The following is a 24,765-nucleotide window of genomic DNA, read 5'->3' as shown; positions in this document are numbered from 1 at the left end:
TTCTAGACTAAATTTAGCTGTAGCATCTTTTACTAAACTCTATAAAATATTTAAGTATTTCTCCTTAAACCCAACAAAATCTTTCTTCTAGCAGCCGTCTTCTTAAGACTTTTTTCTATCCTACCAATATTATAGAATATTTGCGATAATATGAAATAATAGTTTAAGAATAGGAGGTAAGAAAGTGCTTGAGATGTTTTTGTATAATTGGCAAATAAGGAATGATTGGTTTGAATGGTGTCTCGATTTATCTTTTGAAGAGCTAACAAAAAAACGTATAGGTGGGATGGGTAGTATTTTACATAATTTATACCATGTAATAGATTGTGAACAACTATGGATCAATCAAATGAGTGGTACACCTGTTATAGAGAGTAATATTGACTTAATTACCAACCTTGAAGAAGTAATTAATTTTTCGAATGAAACAAAGCAAAATACTTATAATTTTATCCAAAAGTGGATTTCTAATCAGGACAATCAAGTATTAAAAATTACTAGTAAAAAAGGTATTACTTATTCATTTTCTTACGATAAAATTTTGCAACATATCATTTCACACGAAACGCATCATATAGGACAATTATCTATTTGGTCTAGGGAAATCGGTATTAAACCTGTATCTAGCGATATATTATTTAGAGAACCAAACTATTGATATGGACCTCTTCTTTGACTCACTTTTTAAAGAAGAGGATTTACTAAATCTATATTTTCCTGTTTAACTTTTGTACAAAATCTGGTTTTGTTACATATTCCATATAATTTACAGTCCCATTAAAATCTAAATAAGCTTGGTAACGTGCAAGTATAGCTGGAGCAGTAATTAAATCTAACACTTTATTTTTTGCCACCCAGTCACTTTCTGTCGTTTCATCAGAAGTACATAGTTCTCCACCAGTTGGCTTGCACAAAAAATCTACTATCAACTTAGTAGGGACATCCGTTTTATTGTCATACCATTTATGAATACCAGTATTTGAATAAATACCAATCATGTGAGAAACATCTATATCTATTCCGCTTTCTTCTTTTATTTCTCTACATAAGGCATCCATTAGATTTTCGCCAATTTCCACTTGACCGCCAGGAAAAACCCAGCCCCCATAAAGTGTCTTCACTAACAGAATATCTCCTTTTTCGTTCTCTACTATTCCCCCAACTGCTAATATATGTGTTGGCATTTTCATTTTAAATTCCTCCTAAAATTTAAATGCTGTAAAAAAACTGTAGACTAAAGCCTACAGTTTTGTTGATTTTTGTTTTTCAGTTTGATGTAGCAAAAGCAACTTTTCTTTTAACTGTCGTTGATTCCATTCAATTGTGTCATCCGAAACAAATACAGCTTTTCTTCGTTTCGGAATGATTACTTGCCCACTCACTGCTCGCGTATAGCCCTCGATCATCGTGGCAACAGCTAATATAACGAGTGCGAAACAGATTGCTGGAGCAAGGGGCAGCCATGGAACACCTTGTAAATATCGAAACGAAGAACCAAATAGTCCAGCCCATTCATACGCTATCGATTTAGGTGGATCTCCAAACATCGGATCATAGCTCACATTTGTCCCCCCAATAAATAATTGAAGAAGTCCTAAATGTGTAAAAACAACTAATGTTTCAACCACTTGCTGACCATAAAGTACAAACAATTTTTCCCGCATCATTGGAAAGAGATGTCTCGTTATTATTCTTCGACGACTCGCTCCAAGTGTTCTTGCAGCTAAAATGTATTCCTGCTGATAAAGTAAATTCGCTTCATTCCCAATTAAAGCGGACACAATAGGCACGGTTATAATAGCCATTAACACAACTTGAATAACAATACGTTCCCATACCGTTGTAGAGAACCCTTCCATCGGCTCCCATAATACGGGAAATAACATGAGATAGGAAAATATGGTCATTGGCACATAATGTAGCGGATCAATAAAACTATTCAATAATGAACGTTTCTTTTGCCAATACGTACCTATGATAAAACCTAGGGGTACTGCAATAAACATACGGACTGCAGCAACTCCCATTGCAGCAATAATAGTATATTTTGCACCTAGCATAACTTTTGCAAACATATCATAACCGAACTGGTCTGTCCCAAAAGGATTAGCCCAACTAGGTGAAAGTGGGGCTGCTTCTACTAATTTACCTTTTTCGTATATAAAAAATGTTTGCTTAGGATCCGGTCCATTAATCCATTCGAATACAAAACTTCCTATTAAAAAGAATGCAAGAATGATAAATCCAAAAACAAAATAAGGTTGCTTCCAAACAGACTTCATAGGATAGCACCTCCCCGATTCAAACGGCGTAAAAAGTACCACTCACCAAAGCTGTAAAGTATGAAAACAGGTAAAAAGAAACTGCAAACTGTAATTAAAAAAAGCTCGCCAGACATGTTTTGGCTCAAGTGAAACATAATACCTGGCATATTGAACATTCGTTCTAAAATAAATAAATTAGAAAGCATAAACCACATTGTCTTTTTCGATTGAAAAAATATACTCACAATTGCATTCCTAAATATATGTATAATTAAAATAATTAATTTACTAAAACCAAGTGACTTTGAAAGTTCTACATACATTTTACGTTCCTCTGCCTCAAATGTCAGCATGCTTAAGCGATACAGCTGTACCATCGGTAAAATCATCAAACAAAAAACAGGAAGCATATAAATCTTTTCTCCACCAGTGACGGCTATTTTAGAAAGAAAAATACCTGTATTTCTATGAATCATAATTACCGTTAACTGAACAAGCAAGATCACTAATATGTCTGGAAAGGATTCCAAAAAGAAAAAGATCGTTTTAATTCGCTGTCTTGTTCGTTCTTTAAACAGCATTGTTAGAATCGTAAATAATAGTGCTAAAAAAATTGCAACTACTAATGCCAAAAATAATATCTCTAAAGAATAAGTAATATACTCCCTTATATGTGGACCATAGTATTTATCCATAAAATTAGAAATTGGAAATAGTGCAAGTATATGTTGCGAATATTCCTTTCCCCTAAACTCCCCTTGTTGTATACCTGTGATCAATATAGGTAAGCCACTTATCAGTAAAATACCTATAAAAGCTACCGTCAATTGAAGCAACCATATTGATAATTTCTTCACAAAAATCCCCCTGCTGTCTGAAAACTAAGATGAAAATATCATAACATAGTAAAATATAAAAAAAAGAGAATTTTAAGTAATTTGAGACATTTCTCCATTTAATCCAATTTTCAGCCCTCTTTAATCGATTGGAACAAGGGAATATAAAAAAACAGGCTAATGATAGCCTGTTTTTTATGTCTATTAAAATAAACGGCTTAAATTCGCCATTTCAATTGCAGATACTGCCGCATCATAACCTTTGTTACCAGCTTTTGTACCAGAACGTTCAATAGCTTGCTCAATTGTTTCCGTTGTCACAATGCCGAACATAACTGGCACACCTGTTGTTAACCCCACACTTGCAATACCTTTTGCTGTTTCGTTACATACATAATCGTAATGTGTAGTAGAGCCTCGAATAACAGTTCCTAAACCGATAATTGCATCATATTTTTTTGTTTCCGCCATTTTTTTCGCTAAAAATGGTACTTCAAATGCTCCAGGTACCCATGCTACATCTACATTATCCAAAGAAACACCGTGACGTTTCAAGCCGTCCATTGCACCATCTAATAATTTTCCATTGATAAACTCATTAAATCTACCAACTACAATACCTATTTTCAAATCTGTTCCTATTAATTGTGCTTCAAATATTTGTCCCATTCTTTATCTCTCCTAAATTTTTAATTTTATAAGTTAATATTTCCTCTGAATTAAAGCTATTCACCCATCACTAATTTTTCATGTGCATTTCGATAATTTACTAATGCTTCAATAGTGACAAATTTCAATCCATGAAGATTTGCTATTTCTTTTAATTCTGGTACTCTAGCCATTTCCCCATTTTCACTCATAATTTCGCAAATGACACCAGCAGGTTTAACTCCGCAAAGTTTTGCAAAATCAACCGCTGCTTCCGTATGACCCGGACGTTCAAGTACACCATTGTCTTTTGCTATTAGAGGGAACACATGACCAGGTCGACGGAAGTCAGAGCCTACCGACTCAGCATTCAAGAGTTGTAATATTGTTTCAGATCGCTCAAATGCACTAATACCGGTCTCTGTAGTTTTATAATCTATACTAACAGTGAAGGCTGTTTGATGGTTATCCGTATTATTTTCGACCATAGGAGATAAATTTAGATAATCAGCTAAATTCTTCGTAATAGGTGTGCATATTAATCCACGACCATACGTTGCCATAAAGTTAATATTTTCGGGTGTAGCGTAATCTGCCAAAACAAGAAAGTCTCCTTCATTTTCTCGACTTTCGTCATCCACTACAATAATGACTTTACCTTTTTTTAAATCATCTATAGCTTCTTCAATTGTATGAAACATAGTAAAAGCCCCTTTATTAAAATCCATTTTGTCTTAAGAAATCCATCGTTATTGTTGAGTTCGTTGATTTCTCTTGTTTTTGATCTAATTGTTGAATAACATATTTCCCCAATAAATCATTTTCAATATTTACAATGTCTTGCTCTCTTTTAATACCTAAGATTGTCTCGCTGAATGTATGTGGAATAAGCGATACTGTTATTTGTGTGGGCTGCACTTCGAAAATAGTTAAACTAATTCCATCGATCGCTACCGAACCTTTTAGCATGCAATATTTACTGAGTTCTCTATCAATACCGATATCTACGTACACCGCATTTTCCAGTTTTCTTTTTCTTAAGATGACACCCGTTCCATCCACATGACCAGAAACAAAATGTCCACCAAACCTTCCATTTGCCGCCATCGCTCTTTCTAAATTGACTACATGGCCAATTTGCAGTGAACGAATATTTGTTGACTTAACAGTTTCTGGCATTATTTCTACAGTGAAATGATTATTAGAATAAGCAATAACTGTTAAACAAACACCATTAACAGCAATACTGTCACCTAAATGAATGTCTTCAACTATTTTAGAAGATTCCAATGTTAACTTCATACTGTTCGTACCACTTTTAAGGGCCTTAACTTTACCTAAGTCTTCTATAATTCCAGTAAACAACATAAACACCTCTATTCAGAAATATTTTATTTAATTCAGAAAACCTCCTGTCTCGACAACAAAATTCTCTGATAAACAAAAGAAAACCCCTTAGAAATTAAGGGGTTTTGGGATTATGTAATTTAAGCAATACTTAATAAACCTATCTAAATCCAGAAAATTTAAAAGGCTTCTTGCTCTTACATCCTTCTCCCATCCAGACTTTAACTGTCGGCTTTGGATTAGCACCAAATCCTGCCTTAAAAAAGGCTCACGGGCTTAGAATTTCTTCATCACCGTCGATTGGGAATTTCACCCGACCCCGAAGGAATATAATATAAAGTTGTAATTTGGTTTTTCATTTTTATAAAAAGAAAAACCCATAGAGAATCTCTACGGGGTCGTTAGAAAAGTTATTTTCATCAACAAATAAACCTATAGAAGAAGTTTTTCTCCATAAGTAAATAAAGTTGTTCAAATGTCCTTCTCCCATCCAGACTATACTGTCGGCTTTGGATTCGCACCAAATCCTGCCTTAAAAAGGCTCACGGGCTTAGAATTTTTTCATCACCGTCGATTGGGAATTACACCCGACCCCGAAGGACTATTCATCTATGCAATTATAATACCACGTAAAGAATAATTATACACGTAAATTGTCTTTCCTATATTTGTTAATATATCAGATTGCTCAATCAGTCAAGTATACACAAGTGTATATTCTGGATTATATCTACTTTAATACCAGTAGAGAATTACTCTATAAGTTGTGTTTTAAACAGTTTCTTATTGGTCTATTTGTTTAAATGTTTAAAGAAGGGATATATTTTTTATTTAAAGAATAATATAAAAGGATTCTGTACATTTACTTCCACTTTACTTATGAGTATTAAAGAAATTAATAATAGCAACAATTTGTATCAGATCTTAGAAAGGAGACCTTATGAAAATGTATAAATCTATAATTTTAGAAAAGGTTTTTAATAAAACTATGGTTAATAAGCGCATTCATGAAGGAATTGTTTATATGGAAGATACGAGAGGTGAATTTTCTTGGTACAAAGGCTATGGTGGTAAGGAATTAGATTCACCATTGCTTATGGCAAGCATAACAAAGCTTTTGACCACTGCTTGTATCTTAATTTTGCAAGAACAAGGAAAGCTATCTTTGAGGAATAAAATATCTGAATTTATTGACCAAGAACATTTAAGCGGACTGCATATATACAAGTCAAAGGAATATTCATTTGACTTACTTTTATACGACTTGTTGTTTCAAATTAGCGGATTACCTGATAAATTTGAAGAGAAGAAGAGTTCAACTAAAAGAAAAGTTATTAATCAAGATTTCAGCTTTTCTTTTCATGAACTTTTAAATTGGGCAAAAGAACTAAAACCACATTTCATTCCGCGTACTAATGGAAAAGCCTATTATTCTGACCTCAACTTTGATTTACTTGGTGAAATTATTGAAAAGGTAAATGGAACGACACTGGCAGAAGCCTACCAGCAATTAATTTTTATTCCACTAGAGCTTAAGAATACTTATCTTCCACAAAGTGAAAATGATTTTATACCACATATTTACTATAAGGATAAAGTATTGAACCGCCCTATGTTTATTTGTAGTTGTCATGCGAGTGGCGGTGCTGTTACTACTGCTAGAGAAATGATGATATTTATTAAAGCATTTTTTGGCGGTAAGTTGTTTAATAAAATTGTATTTGACGAACTAGCTAATTATAACAAGCTTCAAATCACAATGGGACCGATTAGCTATGGGGGAGGATATATGAGAATTACTCTTGGTGGATTATTAATGCCGTTTATGGAAAAGGGAGAATTACTGGGTCACTCCGGCTCATCTGGTTCCTTTGCATTTTACTATCCCCAGAAGGACATTTTTTTTGTCGGGGATGTTAATCAATTTGCTAACCCTAGTCTGCCGATTCGACTTTCTATAAAGTTAGCAATGGGAGTAAAGTAAGATATTTCACAAGCACTGATATGCTTAAAAACCAATAAACTGTAGAAAACTCACAAGAATGTGAGTGGTTTCTACAGTTATTATTATGCTAAACGATTTTTAGCTTCATTAATTTGTATTTTAACTTGCTCAAATCCAGTTCCACCTAATGAATTTCTTCTTTTTACGGCCGCTAATGGTGATAGGACATCGTAAATATCAGACTCGATTAGATTGCTTGCTTCTTGTAAATCTTCTAGTGGAAGATCCAATAAGAAATAGCCTCGTTGGATACATAGGAAAACCAACTTTCCTGTCACCTCATGTGCTTCTCTGAATGGAAGCCCTTTTGAAGCAAGATAATCAGCAAGTTCTGTTGCGTTAGAAAAATCTTTATGAACAGTGTCGTGAAGTCGCTCTGTATGAACCGTCATTGTTCGAACCATACCTTCAAAAATTTTCAACGATCCAACAATTGTATGAACTGTATCGAACATACCTTCCTTATCTTCTTGCATGTCTTTGTTATAAGCAAGGGGTAATCCTTTAATTACGGTCAGCAAGCCCATAAGATTTCCATACACACGACCTGTTTTTCCACGAATTAATTCGGCCATATCTGGATTTTTCTTTTGAGGCATAATACTAGAACCGGTAGAGAACGAATCATCCAGTTCAATAAAATTGAATTCTGAACTAGACCATAGAATAATTTCTTCGGCAAATCTTGATAGGTGTGCCATCAGCAGCGAGGAGTTACTAAGGAATTCCACGATAAAATCTCGGTCGCTTACAGCATCCATGCTGTTAGCATATACATTTGAAAAGCCTAAATAATCAGCGGCCAATTTTCGGTCGATTGGAAAAGTAGTACCTGCTAGTGCACCTGCTCCTAGCGGAGAGATATCGATACGTTTAATCGAGTCATGAAAACGATCTTTATCGCGTTCTAGCATCCAGAAATAAGCCATTAAATGATGTGCAAACGAAATTGGTTGCGCTCGTTGTAAATGGGTGTAACCTGGTGCAAGAGTCTCCACATGTGTTTCTGCTTGTTCCACCAGTGTTTTTTGGAAGAGCTCAATTAACTCAATGATTTCACTTACCCTATTTTTCAGGAATAGATGCATATCAGTAGCTACTTGATCGTTACGACTACGGCCAGTGTGTAGCTTACCACCAACTGGACCAATTAGATCAATTAGCATTTTTTCTAAATTTAAATGAATATCTTCATTTGCAACAGAAAACTCTAACTCATTTTCTGCTGCACGTTTTTTTAACTCTTCTAGACCAACCAATATTTGTTGGACATCTTTAGAAGGTAGGATTTTGCAATCTCCAAGCATTTTTACATGCGCGATACTGCCATCTAAGTCTTCCATTACTAGTGTTTGGTCAAAGCCAATGGAAGCACCAAATTCATCTACCCATTGCTCGGCAGATTTTTGGAATCTTCCGCCCCACAATTTGGTCATGATTGCACCTTCTCTGCTCCCTTATTCACCATAGCGTGAACTTTAGTTGGAAGACCCCAAAGTTCGATAAATCCAACTGCAGAAGCATGGTTAAATTCATCATCTTTTGTATATGTTGCAAGCTTTTCATTGTATAGAGAGTTTGGAGATTTACGCCCTTCGACAATTGCATGGCCTTTGAAAAGCTTCACGCGAACTGTACCATTTACATATACTTGTGTTTCTCTTAAGAAAGCCTCAAGAGCAGTTCTTAGTGGAGAGAACCAAAGACCTTCATAAATAAGCTCAGTTAATTTTTTCTCCATTACTGGTTTAAAGTGTGCCAATTCTTTTACTAGAGTAATATCTTCTAGCTCTTTATGGGCAAGTAATAGAGTGTGAGCTCCTGGAATTTCATATACTTCACGTGATTTAATCCCAACTAATCGGTTTTCTACATGATCAATACGTCCAACTCCATGTTTACCAGCTAAATCATTTAATTTTAGGATTAACTCATATAATTTATATTCCACACCATCAAGCGCTACTGGGACGCCATTTTTAAAATCGATTTCAATAATATCCGGAGTATCAGGAGCATCTTCTAATGCAACTGTTAAATCATATGCATCAACTGGAGGTGCTGCCCATGGATCTTCTAGAATTCCACATTCATTTGAACGGCCCCAAAGGTTTTGGTCAATAGAAAATGGACTGTCTAAGTTAATAGGAATAGGAATATTTTTCGTCTTTGCATATTCAATTTCTTCCTCACGACTCCAGCTCCATTCACGAACTGGTGCAATTACCTCTAAACTTGGATTCAAAGCTTTAATCGAAACCTCGAAACGTACTTGGTCGTTCCCTTTACCTGTACAGCCGTGAGCCACTGCAGTTGCACCTGTTTGTTCAGCAATTTCTACTAATTTTTTCGAAATTAACGGACGCGATAAAGCAGAAACAAGTGGGTATTTATTTTCATACCATGTATGAGCTTGAAGTGCTATAAGAGCGTATTCATTTGCAAATTCTTCTCTTGCATCGATCATATAGCTCTCGATTGCTCCAACTTGAAGAGCTTTGTTTTTAACGAATTCTAAATCTTTTCCTTCACCAACATCTAGACAAACAGCAACAACATCATATCCTTCATCCTTTAACCATGTGATTGCTACAGATGTGTCCAAACCACCTGAATAAGCTAAAACGACTTTTTTATTCATTTTATATTCCTCCAATGTATGTTTATACGTTTTTTTAGTATTAATATACATAATGTAACATGCTTAATGTATAAATACAACTAATATTTTATGATTATGAGGAATATATTTCATTTTTTTATTTTACTAGAGTATCTTATATTGTAGGTTTCTCTACTTTATTCTTAATCATATATCAAATAAAAGTGTATATGATTTCTGTTGTATTAAGCTGTCTTTCAATTTCGTCAATTGTATTCTTTATAACTTCTACCTGTGTATGCAAAATAACCTTTTGGATAGCATCTTTATTACCTTCATTTGTAATATACCGGTTATTTCATCTTAAAGTGAATACCCTAGGTTTAGGAAATGATATTATTTTGTATACCCCTAACTTTCCCCTCCATCTAGATATATTAAAATTTAAAAGCACATGATTTGATTACCAGAGAAGAAACAAAGATAATAATACGAAAGGAGTGTGTTAGAATGAGTCATTTATTTTCACCTATAAAACTAAAAGGGCTTGAAATAAAAAATAGAGTTGTAATGCCACCAATGTGTCAATATTCCGTTGAAGCTAAGGACGGCATACCAAATGATTGGCATTTTGTTCACTATGTTTCTAGAGCTGTCGGTGGTTCAGGTTTAATAATAGTTGAAATGACTGATGTGGAGCCTGATGGAAGAATTACGGACAATGATTTAGGACTGTGGTCTGATGAACAGATTCCTGCTTATGAAAGAATTGTCTCAGAAGTACATAAATATGGATCGAAAATAGGTATTCAAATTGCTCATGCTGGCAGAAAAGCAACAGACGCCAAAGAACCTGTTAGTTCATCCGATATTCCAGTAGATAGTAAGTGGAAAAAACCGAGAGCTCTTTCAACTGATGAAGTGAAAGAAATGGTCAATAAGTTTAAAGATGCAGCAAAACGAGCAATTGTAGCCGGTTTCGATACAATTGAAATTCATGGGGCACATGGTTACCTAATTCATCAATTCCATTCACCTGCTATTAACAATAGATCAGATGATTATGGAAAAGATTTATCTAAATTTGGCGTAGAAGTTATTCAAGCAATTCGAAGTGTTATGCCTGATGGAATGCCGTTAATCATGAGAATTTCTGCTGTTGAATATATGGATAATGGATATGGTCTACAACATTCTTTAGAACTTGCTAAAAAATATAAAGAAGCTGGTGTTGATGTTTTCCACGTTTCAAGTGGAGGTGAGGCACCACCTGGTAAAGTAAAACCTGCAAATACACCAGGCTATCAAGTTCCATTTGCTCGTGCATTTAAACAAGCACTGGATTTACCAGTCATTGCTGTAGGTATATTAGAAGATGTTAATCTAGCGGAAAAAGTTATCGAAGAAGGCGATGCAGAATTAGTAGCCATAGGCCGTGGAATGTTGAAGGACCCTTATTGGGCACTTCACGCAGAAGAGTCAATCACAGGGAAAGTCGAGCCTCCTACACCTTATAAAAGAGGTTTTTAAATTGGCTATCTTATAGAACAGAAATTAGAACCTCCCTTTGCATATACATAGTGGAGGTTCTTTCATTTTCATCTTATTTTTTTCTCATTAAGTTGCTGCCATTAACATCTGTTGAAAATCCCCACTTCTCATAATAGGAAACTAATCGATCAGGACAATAAAGTTCGACTCTATCAACATCTCGTACAAGTGGATGGCTTAAAATAGAATCCATCAAAATCTTGCCTATACCACTATTTCTGTATTCTTCTTTTGCAATTACATCGAATATAAAAGCTCGGTAAACAGTATCTGTAATAACTCTTGCAAAACCAACCAATTCATCCGTTTCTTCATGAATAAGCCCAATAACTACATTACTATTTTCTAGCATTTTTTTAATATCTATCGTTTGTCTATTTTTCGTCCACCATTCATTTTTAAACAAAGCAAGTAAATGATTAAGCTGGTTCTCATTTAATTTTTCAATCACTTTATATGTCATTTTTATACTTCCCCTACTCTACTTAAATTAACTTAATAAAAAAATTCCATAGGATCATTACAAAGCTTATATCCATTCCTTTCGTAGTAATTTCTGCTAGCATCACTTGGCCATACGATAATGAATTCATATTTATTTTCTTTCACCCATTCATGTATCGTCTTCATCAATTTACTTCCGATCCCTTTGCTTCTGTATTTTTTAATCGTATATACATTCGTCATATAAGCAAATGGAAAAGTGATTCTTCCTGGACGAGGTACTTTTTGAATTAGTTCGATGTAAATATGGGATACGATTTTTTCGTCCTCCTCAGCGACCCAAATAAACCAATTCCCACTATTCATCGCATCTTCTAAAAATGTTTGACACTCCAATTTAAAAGATTCCATCTCGTTTTCACCGAAAGATTTCGTTTCATAATCTTCAATTGTAAAGTCCCATCTCATTTGTATTAATTGGTCAATGTCTTTTCTCTCTGCAAGTCTTATATTCATTAGTAAACTCCTTCCACTAACCATACTATTATGCATTCGTAACTATATAATTTATTAACCATGTACCTTCAACGTTGATAAATTCAAAATATGTGGTACTATGCCCTTCCAAAAAATATTCAGCGAAACCTATAGTCATCTTGTCATCCTCTAAATCATAAAATCGATACTCTAAGTTTTCTAAATTATGTACAGTTTTATCGGTAATTTCGAGCCTATAGTTTTGTTGATCAAATAAAATGGAAGCGTCTTGTTCATCCATTTGAACATTTGATGAAGCGATGGAGGAGATATATATAAAATCTTTTTTCTCCATAGCTGTTAAAAGTTTAAATGTTAAATTCATTGTCGTCCTTAAAGAATCTCTCTCTTCATCAAGAATCTTTTGCATTTCCGTTATTTGGTCTTTCAACTGCTTCTTTTCTATTTCAAGCTGAGCTATTTGCGATTGCAAATCTTTTTCTATTCCATTAACTTTAGTGGAATCATCCTTACATCCTGATAACAACAGTAAAAAAAGGAGAGGGATAACTAATTTATTCATCCATTTATACCTCCTGTAACAATTTTCCTATCCTCTCTTTAATAATATGTTCTTAACATAAAAGGACTCTACCATGCCTTTTTTATATTAAGCACTTACTATTTTTGAAAAATATACCTGTATTTCATAATATTCTTCATCATGATAACTTAATCCTTCATCTAAAACATGTAAAACAATTACAAATAAAAAAAAGCACTTCTATACTATAAGAAGATGCTTCATTTATGGAGTTCCTCCTTTTATTTAAGAACTTAATTCACTAAGTGATTTGTGCAATTATAAAGAGAACAATTCCATTCGTTTTTCATGTGTGTCAGTAATGTAATCGATGCATTTTCAATATAAGTTGTTGTAAATTTCTCAGGAAGTAAATGTTGTAATGTGAGACCAATTAACGCACCATGACTTACAACTAAAATATGCTTATTTTTATATGTAGTCACTAATTCATCTAAAAATAACGACCCTCGAACAGAAACTTCTTCAAATTTCTCCATTCCGAGCTCCTGTTCTCTCCAATTGTTCCCCCATTTGTTTATCCTTTCTTCTTCCGTAGTTCCTTCGATATCTCCACAGTTAATTTCACGAATTCTTTCGTCAAAAATGCATGTAAGAGCATCTAATTTGCGAGAAATAATTTGAGCAGTTTCCTTCGCACGAAGTAAATCACTTGATACAATCATCTCCCATTTGCCTTCCATAGATAGTCTATCTGCTAGTGCATATGCTTGGTTTTCACCGGATAAATTTAAAGGGATATCAGTTATTCCATGGGCTTTTCCTAATACATTCCATTCTGTCATTCCAATTAGTGCAACAGTAGTCAAATTAATCGTCTCCTTTAATTAGACTATACGTCCCAATTTTTTCATCACTTCTTCTAGTGATTCTTGTTTCATGGAATTCAAATGATAATCATGATTATTAAATGGTAGATTACTAGTCACATCATTTGGAACTATCACACATCTTATTCCTGCTTTTTTTGCTGCAGTTAATCCATTTAATGAATCTTCAAAAGCAATCGTCTCTGTCGGTAATAGCTCACAGTCCTTTAAGGTTTTTACATATAACTCAGGATGGGGCTTAACTTTGTTGACATCATCTCTTGTATTAATCACATCAAAATATTGTATAATACCTAGTTGTTCTAAATAAGTAGTTACCCATTGTTTGGATGAACTTGAAGCTAAGCCAATTATTAAGTTGTGGCTTTTTGCTTCCTCCAAATATTCTTTCACACCTTCTCTAAGAACTGGTTCTTGCATTTTATTTGTATATATTAATAATGCATCGTTTTCTATTTGCTCACAGTCTACTGTATTTCCAACCACCTCACGAAAATGTTTATATAAAACTTCATTACCAGTCCCTATACAATTAGCGTACCCTGGTAGCCCTAATTCAACAGAATGACTATTAAACAAAGCTTCTTTAAAAGCCTCATACCAGACTGTCTCTGTATCTACAATTAAACCATCAAAATCAAATATAATCCCTCTGAACAATTACATAACCTCTCTTCACTTCAATATAATTCTTATAAATTTTTTAATCCAATTCTTTCGTTTAAGTATGCCTTAAACATATAGAAAGCACTAGCAGTAAAAAGTTGATTAATTTCACCATTTGTAATCATAGAGTGCATATGATTGATGTCGACTAACTCCACATCTATAAACTCAGTGGTGTCTAGCTCTTGACCAAATACTTTATATGTATCTTCTAATAAAAACGTCACTACTTTATTCGTTTGAGTAGCTGGATTCACATAAAACTCTCCAATTAAAATAGGATTTTTATCCGTAATATAGCCTGTCTCTTCTCGTACTTCCCTTACTATAGCTTGCTCATATTTTTCCTCCCCCTCTGGTTTGCCTGCAGGAATTTCTAAGAAGAAGTCTTCAGCAGCATACCTATATTGCTTAACAAGAATAATCTTATTCTCTTTTGTAAGAACGATGGCATTGACCCAATCCGCATATTCATTCACGTAATAATTGTTTATGATTTGCCCATCAGGTAATTCACATTGATCCGTTCGTAAATTTCCAAATTCTGTTTTATATACATATTGTGAGTTTAACTTTTTCCACTTTTTCATGAAAATCTCCTTGAAACCTGTATTTTATACTTTCATTTTATTGATCTACCTTTTGCTCTGTTTTCTTCTCTCCACATGAAATGTATACGTTTATACGGGAAAATTGTTTCATTTACATTTCGGATTTCCAAAATTTTCGCTTCTTCGACTTTTATACATATAACTTATGACAAATTTGTGAACTTTCATTATTTTTCCACAATACGACAAATTTTTTAAATTGGATATAATACAATGTACTAGTTGCTTCCCTACATACTAGAAAAACTCGTCAAGAAATGAAGCGAAATATACTTTATGGAGGAAGAATTGTGAAAACTTTGTTGAAAGGTAATACATTATTAGTTCAGATTGAGATGAAAAGGAAAGTTATGTACAATATGGCTAAGAAGTTCGGATATAGCCATCCACTTGTCGTCTGCTGTAGTCAAGAACTAGACGTGTTACTCAATAAGTATTTTGAAAAAGTGTCTTAAAAACATATATTATTTAACTTGTGCTCCTCAATAGTTAAAAAGACAGACGCGCTTGCGTAGTTTTCAGCAAGCGCACATCCATGGTTTACTTTATAAGTTGCTTATACACAAACTTAATCAGTGCTTTAAAAATCATTTATTAAAACTGATCCGTACTTATTTTGAAATACAGATTAGTTTTGTCATTACTTATTGATAAACGTAGCTTTAGATTCAAAAATTATAAACCAGGAAATGATAGTTGTACTATCTCATGCATAAACATGATCTGGGTTTTCTGATTTCACAAACGCTTTACTTATACTGTTCATGATTAATCCAAAGGTCATTGCATCTTTGAAGTTCATGTCTACAAGCGTAGGGATTCGATCTATATGTCTGATATACACATATACAACTTCATGTATCATTACCTCGATGATCAATATGCTTCCACTATGTTTTACATATATGAAACAATTCTCGTCGAATAAAATGCAAAAAAGCCTACCATCCCATAAAGAGACGATAGGCTTTCCCTAACGAACGTGATCACTCTTCTTAACTTATGAAATAATAAGCCTACTTCTAATTACTTGCTTACTGAAGTCACCCGTTTAAACTTACATGTCAGTCTAACCATTGTCCAGAAGAATTCTCATATGCACATTTGCTTAGTGAATAATTTTTTCTAAATCCGCCCAGTTCTTCAACCTAGGTAGTTCCACCTGTTGGTTATAAGACTGGTCCATTATATACACTTTGGAAGCTACCCCACTTAGGGTTTCCAATACAGCTGGTTTATCATCAAAATAAAAGTCTAGTTCAAGTTCTTGAATTGTTGCTATTTTTTCTGCATCTTGCATCCCACAGTAAAAATGCCCATCTTCCACTGGAAAACCTTTAGCTTTCATCCATTCACGTGTTTGCAGACAATATTTTTTTGGGCGTGAAGTAATATAAAAAATTTCATGTCCATCTTTTTTTAGTTGCTGTAATGTTTCTAGAGCTCCTTCAAAGGCAGGACAATCAGTAAAATAAATTTCTTCCAATAAGTTATTCCACATAGTATTTCCTGCTTCTTTTTCCATCCCAAACGCTTCATGTATTTCCACAGTTTTCAATGCTTGAAATACATCCAAAGCTATATTTTGATTCAATTTTTTGTTATATAAATGAAAGGCATGCTCTCTTAGATTAATTAATGTATCGTCAATATCAAAACCAAACTTCACGAATATCCTCCTAAATTAAGCCAAAACGACAAATTGTGAGGCAAATGATTGTTCTTTCTCAATTTGAATCGCTTGAATCTTTTCAACTTCTTTTTTTCTTTGCGTAGCACAACTTGTAAAATCAAGCTGAGATATATAATTTTCATCAATGAGAGATGCCAGTAAATCAGCATCTTTTAATGCACTATTTAAACCAAATGCACCAGTTGGTGTCATCGTGTGAACAGCGTCACCGATCAACACTACGCCTTCTTTACCCCAATTCTCACTTTTACTACTATACACATCTAATAAGACAAAGTCCTGCCAAGATTGAATATGCTGATGAACAGTTTCCTTAAGCTGTGGAAATGCCAAAATAAGCTGTTCAATAAAAGGTGTAAATGGTTGTTTTCTAAGTGAAGAAAAAGAACCTTCCTCAATATTCCACCCAATTTGTATATATCCCTGCGCTTGAGTAAAGAGAGAAAGTTGTTTGTCACCAATAAGTGCCATTTTTATCGATGGCTCCCAGCTAGTAGGAGCAGGTATTTTAGCCCAAAGCAAATCATATCCATGTTTACGAAGAGTTGCATCAATTCCCGCTTTTTTTCTCACGGTTGAGTATCGGCCATCTGCTCCAACTACTAATTGACTCTCTATGATAACTTCTTCCCCGTCTTTAGTTGCTTTGACACCACAAAAAATTCCTGAATCATCTTTTAATAGCTCCAGTACTTTAGTATTCATCATACAGTTAAAAGCTGGATATTGCTGTGCAGCCTGTAATAAAACAGTTAAAAGATGACTTTGAGGAACATGAATACCAAGATGTCCCACTTGTGGGTCAGGTAGTATTGTTTTAAATGGTTTTCCATCATGCCAATACTCTAGCTTTTCCATTCGAAGTAATCCTAATTGTTCCACTGCATCAAAAAGACCGTGTTCTTTTAAAATTGCTTCGCCTTCTTCATTTAAATGTTCACCTCGAAATGCTTTTCCAACTTCGTGGGATCTTTCCAAAAGCACTACCGAAACATTTTTCTTCGCCAGTAAATAGGCAAGCAGCGCACCTCCAGGACCTGCCCCAACTATACAAACATCTACTTTATAATTCACTTCTGATCAACACCCTGATTTGGATACGCAGTAATCCTAATATCTTCCCCAAAGATTTGCACTTCATCAAAAGATAAAAGGTTTGCCGCATTCATTGAATCTATATTACTTCCCGCAAAGGGTGTTAGCGAATTTCTTCCACCTAACACTTTTGGCGCTATATAAACAAAGTATTTATCGATCAAACCTGCTCTTAAAAAAGAAGCATTAACCTCGCCTCCTCCTTCTACGAGCACGTCCGTAATTCCTCTTTCAAAAAGCTTTTTTAACATCTCCAGAATGTTCAATCCTTTGTCATCTTTTGATACAAAAATGAAGGAAACACCTTTTTCTTTATACGGTTTTACTGTTTCTAAATCTACACTATTGGATGTTACAATAATTGTATCGGCCTCATCAGTTTGTAAAACATGTGCATCTAATGGCGTTCTTAATTGACTGTCTAAAACGATACGGATTGGGTTTTTTCCTTGGCCCTCCGGTAATCTAGTTGTTAATGAAGGATTATCTGCCAACACAGTTCCAACCCCAACCAAAATAGCATCTACTTCATCGCGGAGTTTGTGTACATCTGCTCTTGCTTCCTCACCAGTAATCCATTTCGAATGACCTGTATGGGTAGCAAGCTTACCGTCTAACGTCATTGCAAATTTTGAAATGACAAAGGGACGTTGTGTAATCATGTTATGAATGAATCGCTCATTAAGTTTTTTTGCCTCTTCTTCTAGTACACCGACTTCTACTTCAATTCCAGCATCACGCAAAAGCTTTATACCTCTACCAGCAACTTCTGGGTTTGGATCCTGCATTGCAACAACTACACGACTTACATCTGATTCCTTTACAAGGTTTGCACAGGGTGGAGTCTTTCCAAAATGCGAGCAAGGTTCTAACGTTACATAAAGTGTGGCTCCTTTAGAATGCTCACCAGCCATATTAAATGCATGCACTTCCGCATGCGGTTCCCCTGCTTTACGATGTAATCCTGTTCCAACTATGACACCATTCTTCACAATCACAGCTCCGACAATTGGATTTGGGTTTGTATTACCTTTTGCACTTGCAGCTAAATTAAGTGCTAGGCGCATATAATCTTGATCGGTATTCATCGCCATGCACTCCTTAACTATTTAAAGTAGATTCTTTGATATGACCTGATTTTTGCACTTTTGTTTCCAAATAAAAACGATTTGTATCTGTCATTCCACCCCATAAAGGTACATGATGATCTGCTAATAACCCGTGAGCTTTTAGTGCGTCAAGCTTCTTAGGATTGTTCGTAATAAGCGTAACTGGCTTTTCTCTTAAAGCTTCTAATACTCGAATAGCCTCTTCATAGGAACGAGTATCATCCTCAAACCCTAAAGCTTGATTTGCTTCCACTGTGTCATACCCATTCTCTTGTAAAAGGTAAGCCAAAGATTTAGAAAAAAGACCAATCCCACGTCCTTCGTGATCTGCCAAATAAAATATCGCCCCACAACCATGTTCTACGATCATCTTCATTGATTCATGTAACTGGTATCCACAATCACAACGCTGGCTTCCAAAAATGTCTCCAGTATGACAAATGCTATGCATACGAATGAGTGCATCTTCCTCGTTTGCAAAATCACCATACACTAATGCAGAAGATTGCTGACCAAAAGCTAACCGGGAGTTTGTAATGGAAGCAATAACTTCTTCCTTCGACTCCATCGCATCTACTTTTAGCCAAGAGTACCAATTAAAAGTTGCAGAAAAATCACCTTGTTTAATAGGTAACTTAACAGGACCAACTAAACATAAATTCTCTTGGTCCGAAATTTTTATCATATCCATTTTATCTTGCAAAACATTTAAAGTATCATTTAATATCGTCATTTCGATCTCACCATTCTTATAGATTAAACATAAGTACATGCTTTACAGTACTGTCTGTTTCATTTTTGTCTTGATAAATTTATCTAACTCCACTTACCTATCGTAACCTAGTATATAATTACAAGTGCCGAGAGTCAAATATTAACTATCATATGCCAAATACGAACAAATTAAAAGGCGCTTCGAATAAAGGGATTCGAAACACCAATGTTCTTCCTTTCATAACCTATTTACCCTTTTTTTAGATTGCTATGTTTGCCATAGCAATCTGTATAACAAATGGAAAGCACATTCTTGGTAGAGTAACTCAATACTAATGTTTCATCTATTATTGTCGTTTTCATCGTTAATTTGTTTTTTTCCTGCCTAATAGGAATAAGCCCAAACTTATAAACCACACCGTAATCTTTTGGAACTGAGAGGAATAAGCCTTTTTCTTGTGTGATGTGCAATGACAAATGACCATTATCACTTTGATAGGTACCGCATATGAAATCCATATTAAATATGTTTATTTGGTTTAATGGTTGAGGAAGTTCAATTGGTTGTTCAAAAATTTTCTTAGCAATATCTCTTGTCAGCTTTTTAACAGGAACAATATTCATATTGGATAAAAAAATAATCGTGAGGTCTTCTTCAAAACAGAGTATTTCATTTACATAACCACTTATATCACCAAAATGAAAGTAGCAATCTCTTTCTGCTACTTGTTTTCTAAACCAACCACAAGCATAGGAGTCCTGATAAGCAGTTAGCATGATTTTAGTGGCTTCCTCACTTATTAATGTAGAAGATCTAATAGCTCTATCCCATATTAGTAGATCACCTGTTGTTGAATAAAGACCATAAGCGCCTAAGGGAAAAGAAAGATCTGCATATGGGGCGTGAACTGGCTTACCATTGTATGAATATCCCGCTGCAAGGTTTGGTACGATTTCTATTCCATTATCACAGCCAGTATTATACATTCCAAGTGGATTCAATATGTTTTCCTTTAAATATTCAGCATACTTAACTCCAGTAACTTCTTCAATAATTGCGGTTAATAACAAATAGCCTGAATTGCTATAATCAAATTGTGAGCCAGGCTCGAATTCTAACGGCTCATTTTTAAAAGAATTAATTATCTCCTCTAAACTGGAAGAAAGGCGCATCGTATTACTCCAAAAATCTGGATAACTTGTGAAATTCTTTATCCCTGCTGTATGTGTTAAGCATTGATAAACAGTGATTTTGTCTCCATTTGGGAAATATGGCAAGTAATTATTTATTGTATTATGTATATTAATCCTGTTTTCCTCATGTAATTGGAAAATAGCCAATGCAGTAAAACTTTTAGTAATAGAACCAATTCTAAATTTGGTTTCAGATGTATTAACTATATCATGTTCAAAGTTTGCCATCCCATACCCATTGTTTAATAACATTTCTCCTTTATATGCAACCAACAATGATCCATGGAGATAATTATTCTGCATGTAAGCTTTTTCCCAATCCTTCAAAAGCTGTTGTAAATAATCTGTCGTCATCAGAATTCCTCCAAAAACCTTCTAGCATTATAAGGAATAATCATAAATTGATTGAAAGCATTTTTCAATACTTTATTTATTCTGACTTAAACTTTTTATTAGGTTTTCCATGATTTCTATATTGTTAAAATATAAAATTGTAATTGCGATCATCATGAAAATAGAAATAACACACATAATTATAAAAATCCCTTTAGATTTCTGCACATAGTTAAAAGCAAGAGAAAGTAGCAATAGTGGAAAAATGATTAATAATATTATGCATATTGTCTTAAATTCTTTCAAAACCGATTTTAACAACACGATTGTTAATTCATTTGCTTCCGTAACCTCTACAGTAAATTCATTACGCAAGATGCCGTTTTCTGAAATCGTAACCTTTCCGTTACCATCTTCTTGTAAAGAATAACCGAAAGGAAAAAACATAAAAAGGATGATAATTATAAATATACCTGATATAGCAGCTACAAGAGCCTTTTTTGGTACTAACCCATTTCGTTTAATCACCAGCTATCTCCTTTCCTTTTAGCAGTTGTTGTATACATCCACTCTATGAGTAAAATAGAATTCATATTAATTTTTCATTTGTTATATTTTTTAGAATTTTTACTTTTATTACAATTATATTAAATAGAACCATTCCTACACAACTAGACAAATTTCGCAATTTATCTATCGTACAATTGGACAAGTTGCTTCATTACTAGTAAAAAATTACCCTCTTGGTGGAAGCTAAATATAAAATATTATTTGGAGGAAGAATAGTGAAAAGTAAATTGGATAAGAAGGCTTTAATGGTTCGAATCGATATTAAGCGTAAAGACATGTATAGAAAAGCAAAAAAATTAGGATTATCGCATCCCCTTGTTGTATCCGTTAGCCAAGAGCTAGATCAACTACTAAATAGATATCAAGAAAAATATAATAATCAGAATTTAAATTCACTAAAAAACCGATTAGTCTCCTAATAAGGGAACTAATCGGTTTCAATATGTACTTTAAAATTTTTTTCTTTCAATATAAATCATCCCTGGATCTCAGTTATACTTCTTCCACCTAAATAAGCATGTCCCGTTTTGAGCTTTTCTACTGTTTTAAATCCGTATCTTTGATATACTTTTTCAACTCTTTCGTTGATTGGAAAGACCCATAGGTTTTCATAACATCTTTTTTCTATTTCAGTTTGAATAAAATGAATTAGCTCCCCAATCAATCCCCTACTTCTAAACTCTTCTAAAGTTGCTACACTCTCCATACGAGCTTGTTTATCATTTACAAAAATACAGGCAGTGGCACAGGCAATCCCATTATATCGAAGTATATAGTGTTCAAAACTTGGATGATTAAACTCTAGCTCAAATGCTTTTTCTCTCACTTCTTAACCTCCAAGCTCTTTTATACTACATTCAATTTGAAGGGCTTCAAAATAATTATGTTTATCGACACGTTCAATCACTATATTCTCGTTTTTCTCTTTTTCTAAAAGCTTTTTATCCCATAATTGAACTGGACTAATTAACTCCTCATACCCAAAGCTATTCTCAAGTAAAATAGAAATTAGCTCTTTTTGTAGATCTAAATTGTATAGATAAAATCTTGGTATAATATTTTTACTATTATAAAATTTCACTACTTCTTCCATTATGAAGGATGGATTTTCACTTAATTCACTAATATGTGCATGATTTGCATCATAATATGATGGCTGATTCTCATTATAAAATAATGATCCCCATTTAGTATCCTTACGCATAGAAAAAGTTTCTAAATAAGCAAAATCCAAACTAATAATATCTTGTAAATTCATCTCGTTTTCCTCCAGGATTATAAACATAAAAGCTACTTTTTATTAAAAAACCCTTTTCCTAGAGTCTCCACGCTTTTTGGAAAAACTGCATATAGCTTACTAGTAAGGCCCATATACGAAGGCAAGTTAACTTCTCGCACAGGATGATCTATTGTTTTAATAATAGAAGTCACTACTTTTTCTGGTTGTAATAGATGTTTACTAAGTTTCCCTCTATAAGTGCCTGTCTGATCGGCTAAATCGAGGAATGGTGTATCAATTGGACCGGGATTGATCGTAGTTACCTGTATACCGAAATCTTTAAGCTCCATACGAATGGCATTGGCAAAACCGAGTATGGCATGTTTGGAAGCAGCATAAACAGAGGCTTTTGGTGTGGCAACCTTCCCAGCTTGAGATGCGATAAAAATAAAATGGCCGCTACCCTTTTCTTTCATTTTATCTGCAAAGTATTTTGTAAGTAACATCGGAGCAGTAACATTTACATTCATCATTTGTATCATGTTTTTCTCTTCTAAATCAGTTAAATATGCAAATGTTCCAACACCGGCACAATATATGATTGTATCAGGTGTCTCCATTTCCTGAAAAAGCTCCTTAAAAGATTGTTCTTTAGTTAAATCTGCATAGATGGAATGAATTCCAAGTTGATCAAATTCCCCAAGAACATCCATGTTTCGACCAGTTGCCCAAACGTCGTGACCATCAGCTTTCAGTTTTTTTGTGAGTAACAACCCAACCCCACTTGTTGCCCCAGTTATAAAAATTTTTTTAGGCTTGCTCATATAACAATATACCTTTCTCATTTTTTTGTTCCTTGATGTAACCCTCTTCCAATAAATAATCAATTTGACCAATTGTCTCTGACAAAGTCAAACCAAGTTCTTTTTCATATACTTTTGGAAACAGCTGTTGAGTAAGTTCAAAAATAGTTTTTTCTTCCTCTTTCATCATATCTAAAACTTTTAATGCTCTTTCTCTTTGTTTTTCAAGTCTATCCGTAATAAGTTGATGCACGTTAAATACCTCATTTCCGTGACCACTAAAAATCTTTTCAACAGGTAAATCTTGAATTCGTTTTAATGAAGCATTATATTGGATCATTGATTTGGATCGTTCCAAAACTTTATCAAGGGGTGGTTCAATCAATGGATTTGAAGAAATTTTTTCAAGAACTAAGTCCCCTCCGATTAATACTCTATATTTCTCCGACCAAAAAGAGAGATGGCTTTGGGCGTGCCCTAATGTCTCTAAAATTGTGAAATCAGGATGACCTGGAAGAGAATCACCTTCTCTTAAAATCTTTTGTAGAGGTCGATTTCCAATGAAGTGTATAGGTCTTTTCATCTTTTCAACCCAATGAAAGTAACTTTCTGGAACACCCTCTTCCTTTAAACATTGTAGATAAAAATCATCATGAAAGTGAAAGAATTCTTCATCTCTCGTTAGCCATGGTTCGTTATAAGCATGCCCCAATAATGTTGCTTGTTCAAATGCTTCTACCCAGCCCGAGTGATCTGGATGATGATGGGTTAGCAGTACTTGCTCGACATCTGAAAGCGAATATCCCGCTTCTTTAATTCCAGCCTTAATGGCTACTAATGCTTCTTCTGTTTTTGGACCCACATCTATTAAGGTGAGTGCATCGCCTTTTAATAAATATGCATTAACATCACCTACAGCAAATGGCGTAGGAATAATAATTTTATGTATAGTCATATGTAAACTCCCTCTAAATGAATGATGATTCATTATAATTGTACATTTTTTTAACGAAGACGTCACTAAATACAAGTTGACTTTTATTTGGAAGAGCCATATAATTTCATTAATTCAGAAAATAAAAGCTAAGATGAAGAATAGTACATATATGATGGAGTCAAGAGAGTGAAATGACCTGCTGCAATTTTCACC

The 24,765-nt window shown here is 34.1% G+C and carries 27 protein-coding genes, 2 pseudogenes, 2 riboswitches and 1 other annotated feature (1 of these 32 cut by a window edge); of the genes and pseudogenes, 5 read left to right on the top strand and 24 right to left on the bottom strand.

Annotated features, from left to right (window positions below; genetic code table 11):
- The first annotated feature begins 193 nt into the window (after positions 1-193).
- Positions 194-658 (top strand): DinB family protein, encoded by a 465-nt coding sequence (locus tag P2Q73_RS08285; RefSeq protein WP_275787411.1) that lies wholly within the window; start codon positions 194-196, stop codon positions 656-658.
- A 49-nt stretch (positions 659-707) separates the two neighbouring features.
- Here P2Q73_RS08285 and P2Q73_RS08280 read toward each other — a convergent pair whose 3' ends face one another.
- From P2Q73_RS08280 to ribE, 6 genes and pseudogenes are all read right to left on the bottom strand, one after another.
- On the bottom strand, positions 708-1,190 hold the full coding sequence (locus tag P2Q73_RS08280; protein ID WP_275785766.1) for an NUDIX hydrolase: 483 nt from the start codon (positions 1,188-1,190) through the stop codon (positions 708-710).
- 51 nt (positions 1,191-1,241) lie between these two features.
- On the bottom strand, positions 1,242-2,282 hold the full coding sequence (locus P2Q73_RS08275; RefSeq protein WP_275785764.1) for an ABC transporter permease: 1,041 nt from the start codon (positions 2,280-2,282) through the stop codon (positions 1,242-1,244).
- Positions 2,279-3,121, bottom strand: a complete 843-nt coding sequence (locus P2Q73_RS08270; RefSeq protein WP_275785760.1) for an ABC transporter permease subunit — start codon at positions 3,119-3,121, stop codon at positions 2,279-2,281. Before P2Q73_RS08270 ends, P2Q73_RS08275 begins: the two co-directional genes overlap by 4 nt.
- A gap of 183 nt (positions 3,122-3,304) precedes the next feature.
- Positions 3,305-3,769, bottom strand: coding sequence for a 6,7-dimethyl-8-ribityllumazine synthase (gene ribH, locus P2Q73_RS08265; protein ID WP_053588980.1), 465 nt, complete (start codon positions 3,767-3,769; stop codon positions 3,305-3,307).
- Positions 3,770-3,828: 59 nt separating this feature from the next.
- A pseudogene (gene ribB / locus P2Q73_RS08260) lies at positions 3,829-4,449 on the bottom strand (3,4-dihydroxy-2-butanone-4-phosphate synthase); the annotation flags it as partial.
- A gap of 16 nt (positions 4,450-4,465) precedes the next feature.
- Positions 4,466-5,113, bottom strand: coding sequence for a riboflavin synthase (gene ribE, locus P2Q73_RS08255; RefSeq protein ID WP_275787408.1), 648 nt, complete (start codon positions 5,111-5,113; stop codon positions 4,466-4,468).
- 180 nt (positions 5,114-5,293) lie between these two features.
- Positions 5,294-5,426: riboswitch (FMN riboswitch) on the bottom strand.
- Between the two features lie 143 nt (positions 5,427-5,569).
- Positions 5,570-5,700: riboswitch (FMN riboswitch) on the bottom strand.
- Positions 5,701-6,035: 335 nt separating this feature from the next.
- Between ribE and P2Q73_RS08250 the strand changes: the two genes are divergently transcribed.
- Positions 6,036-7,079, top strand: coding sequence for a serine hydrolase domain-containing protein (locus P2Q73_RS08250; protein ID WP_275785755.1), 1,044 nt, complete (start codon positions 6,036-6,038; stop codon positions 7,077-7,079).
- Positions 7,080-7,162: 83 nt separating this feature from the next.
- On the opposite strand, the gene argH is transcribed toward P2Q73_RS08250, so the two are convergent.
- Positions 7,163-8,536: an argininosuccinate lyase gene (gene argH / locus P2Q73_RS08245; protein ID WP_275785753.1), complete on the bottom strand. Its 1,374-nt coding sequence runs from the start codon at positions 8,534-8,536 to the stop codon at positions 7,163-7,165.
- Positions 8,533-9,741, bottom strand: coding sequence for an argininosuccinate synthase (locus P2Q73_RS08240; RefSeq protein ID WP_275785750.1), 1,209 nt, complete (start codon positions 9,739-9,741; stop codon positions 8,533-8,535). The genes argH and P2Q73_RS08240 overlap by 4 nt, the downstream gene beginning before the upstream one ends.
- A gap of 471 nt (positions 9,742-10,212) precedes the next feature.
- On the opposite strand from P2Q73_RS08240, the gene P2Q73_RS08235 reads away from it, so the two are divergent.
- Positions 10,213-11,232: an NADH:flavin oxidoreductase/NADH oxidase gene (locus P2Q73_RS08235; protein ID WP_275785747.1), complete on the top strand. Its 1,020-nt coding sequence runs from the start codon at positions 10,213-10,215 to the stop codon at positions 11,230-11,232.
- A 73-nt stretch (positions 11,233-11,305) separates the two neighbouring features.
- Here the strand turns inward: P2Q73_RS08235 and P2Q73_RS08230 are convergent, their stop codons facing one another.
- The 6 genes from P2Q73_RS08230 to P2Q73_RS08205 form a co-directional block, all read right to left on the bottom strand.
- Entirely contained in the window at positions 11,306-11,716 is a 411-nt protein-coding gene (locus tag P2Q73_RS08230; protein ID WP_056831828.1) for a GNAT family N-acetyltransferase, read from the bottom strand.
- A 32-nt stretch (positions 11,717-11,748) separates the two neighbouring features.
- Complete coding sequence (locus tag P2Q73_RS08225) at positions 11,749-12,213, bottom strand: GNAT family N-acetyltransferase (protein ID WP_275785743.1); 465 nt, start codon at positions 12,211-12,213, stop codon at positions 11,749-11,751.
- 28 nt (positions 12,214-12,241) lie between these two features.
- Positions 12,242-12,757, bottom strand: coding sequence for a hypothetical protein (locus P2Q73_RS08220; RefSeq protein ID WP_275785740.1), 516 nt, complete (start codon positions 12,755-12,757; stop codon positions 12,242-12,244).
- A gap of 254 nt (positions 12,758-13,011) precedes the next feature.
- Entirely contained in the window at positions 13,012-13,587 is a 576-nt protein-coding gene (locus tag P2Q73_RS08215; protein ID WP_275785737.1) for a histidine phosphatase family protein, read from the bottom strand.
- A gap of 18 nt (positions 13,588-13,605) precedes the next feature.
- Complete coding sequence (locus P2Q73_RS08210) at positions 13,606-14,268, bottom strand: HAD family hydrolase (protein ID WP_056831820.1); 663 nt, start codon at positions 14,266-14,268, stop codon at positions 13,606-13,608.
- Between the two features lie 32 nt (positions 14,269-14,300).
- Positions 14,301-14,864 (bottom strand): NUDIX hydrolase, encoded by a 564-nt coding sequence (locus P2Q73_RS08205; RefSeq protein ID WP_275785732.1) that lies wholly within the window; start codon positions 14,862-14,864, stop codon positions 14,301-14,303.
- 308 nt (positions 14,865-15,172) lie between these two features.
- On the opposite strand from P2Q73_RS08205, the gene P2Q73_RS08200 reads away from it, so the two are divergent.
- Positions 15,173-15,340 carry an aspartyl-phosphate phosphatase Spo0E family protein gene (locus P2Q73_RS08200; RefSeq protein ID WP_481747150.1) on the top strand — a complete coding sequence of 56 codons (168 nt, stop codon included), beginning with the start codon at positions 15,173-15,175 and terminating at the stop codon, positions 15,338-15,340.
- Between the two features lie 251 nt (positions 15,341-15,591).
- Here the strand turns inward: P2Q73_RS08200 and P2Q73_RS08195 are convergent, their stop codons facing one another.
- The 7 genes from P2Q73_RS08195 to P2Q73_RS08165 all read right to left on the bottom strand — a co-directional run bounded on the left by P2Q73_RS08195 (position 15,592) and on the right by P2Q73_RS08165 (position 21,551).
- Complete coding sequence (locus tag P2Q73_RS08195) at positions 15,592-15,765, bottom strand: hypothetical protein (protein ID WP_275785727.1); 174 nt, start codon at positions 15,763-15,765, stop codon at positions 15,592-15,594.
- 228 nt (positions 15,766-15,993) lie between these two features.
- Positions 15,994-16,554, bottom strand: a complete 561-nt coding sequence (locus tag P2Q73_RS08190) for a 5' nucleotidase, NT5C type (protein WP_056831816.1) — start codon at positions 16,552-16,554, stop codon at positions 15,994-15,996.
- A 15-nt stretch (positions 16,555-16,569) separates the two neighbouring features.
- Positions 16,570-17,652: an FAD-dependent monooxygenase gene (locus P2Q73_RS08185; protein ID WP_053588967.1), complete on the bottom strand. Its 1,083-nt coding sequence runs from the start codon at positions 17,650-17,652 to the stop codon at positions 16,570-16,572.
- Positions 17,649-18,761 carry a bifunctional diaminohydroxyphosphoribosylaminopyrimidine deaminase/5-amino-6-(5-phosphoribosylamino)uracil reductase RibD gene (ribD, locus tag P2Q73_RS08180; protein WP_056831813.1) on the bottom strand — a complete coding sequence of 371 codons (1,113 nt, stop codon included), beginning with the start codon at positions 18,759-18,761 and terminating at the stop codon, positions 17,649-17,651. The genes P2Q73_RS08185 and ribD overlap by 4 nt, the downstream gene beginning before the upstream one ends.
- Positions 18,762-18,774: 13 nt before the next feature.
- Entirely contained in the window at positions 18,775-19,515 is a 741-nt protein-coding gene (locus tag P2Q73_RS08175) for a GTP cyclohydrolase II (RefSeq protein ID WP_275785723.1), read from the bottom strand.
- 230 nt (positions 19,516-19,745) lie between these two features.
- Positions 19,746-21,044 (bottom strand): serine hydrolase domain-containing protein, encoded by a 1,299-nt coding sequence (locus P2Q73_RS08170; RefSeq protein ID WP_275785720.1) that lies wholly within the window; start codon positions 21,042-21,044, stop codon positions 19,746-19,748.
- A 72-nt stretch (positions 21,045-21,116) separates the two neighbouring features.
- Positions 21,117-21,551, bottom strand: coding sequence for a hypothetical protein (locus tag P2Q73_RS08165; RefSeq protein WP_053588964.1), 435 nt, complete (start codon positions 21,549-21,551; stop codon positions 21,117-21,119).
- Between the two features lie 257 nt (positions 21,552-21,808).
- Here P2Q73_RS08165 and P2Q73_RS08160 point away from each other — a divergent pair, with 257 nt between their 5' ends.
- Positions 21,809-22,012, top strand: coding sequence for an aspartyl-phosphate phosphatase Spo0E family protein (locus tag P2Q73_RS08160; RefSeq protein WP_053588963.1), 204 nt, complete (start codon positions 21,809-21,811; stop codon positions 22,010-22,012).
- Between the two features lie 56 nt (positions 22,013-22,068).
- On the opposite strand, the pseudogene P2Q73_RS20335 reads toward P2Q73_RS08160, so the two are convergent.
- The 3 genes and pseudogenes from P2Q73_RS20335 to P2Q73_RS08140 all read right to left on the bottom strand — a co-directional run bounded on the left by P2Q73_RS20335 (position 22,069) and on the right by P2Q73_RS08140 (position 24,570).
- A pseudogene (locus P2Q73_RS20335) lies at positions 22,069-22,851 on the bottom strand (GNAT family N-acetyltransferase).
- 32 nt (positions 22,852-22,883) lie between these two features.
- Positions 22,884-23,636: an SDR family NAD(P)-dependent oxidoreductase gene (locus P2Q73_RS08145; protein WP_275785712.1), complete on the bottom strand. Its 753-nt coding sequence runs from the start codon at positions 23,634-23,636 to the stop codon at positions 22,884-22,886.
- Positions 23,623-24,570: an MBL fold metallo-hydrolase gene (locus tag P2Q73_RS08140; RefSeq protein ID WP_275785709.1), complete on the bottom strand. Its 948-nt coding sequence runs from the start codon at positions 24,568-24,570 to the stop codon at positions 23,623-23,625. The genes P2Q73_RS08145 and P2Q73_RS08140 overlap by 14 nt, the downstream gene beginning before the upstream one ends.
- A gap of 121 nt (positions 24,571-24,691) precedes the next feature.
- Positions 24,692-24,765: a binding site (T-box leader), on the top strand; it runs 135 nt beyond the window's last position.

The sequence above is a fragment of the Bacillus sp. Cr_A10 genome (assembly GCF_029222665.1).
GTDB lineage: Bacteria > Bacillota > Bacilli > Bacillales_A > Planococcaceae > Psychrobacillus.
The sequence above is the reverse complement of the archived record's forward strand: the minus strand, read 5'-3'. Positions and strand labels throughout refer to the sequence as shown.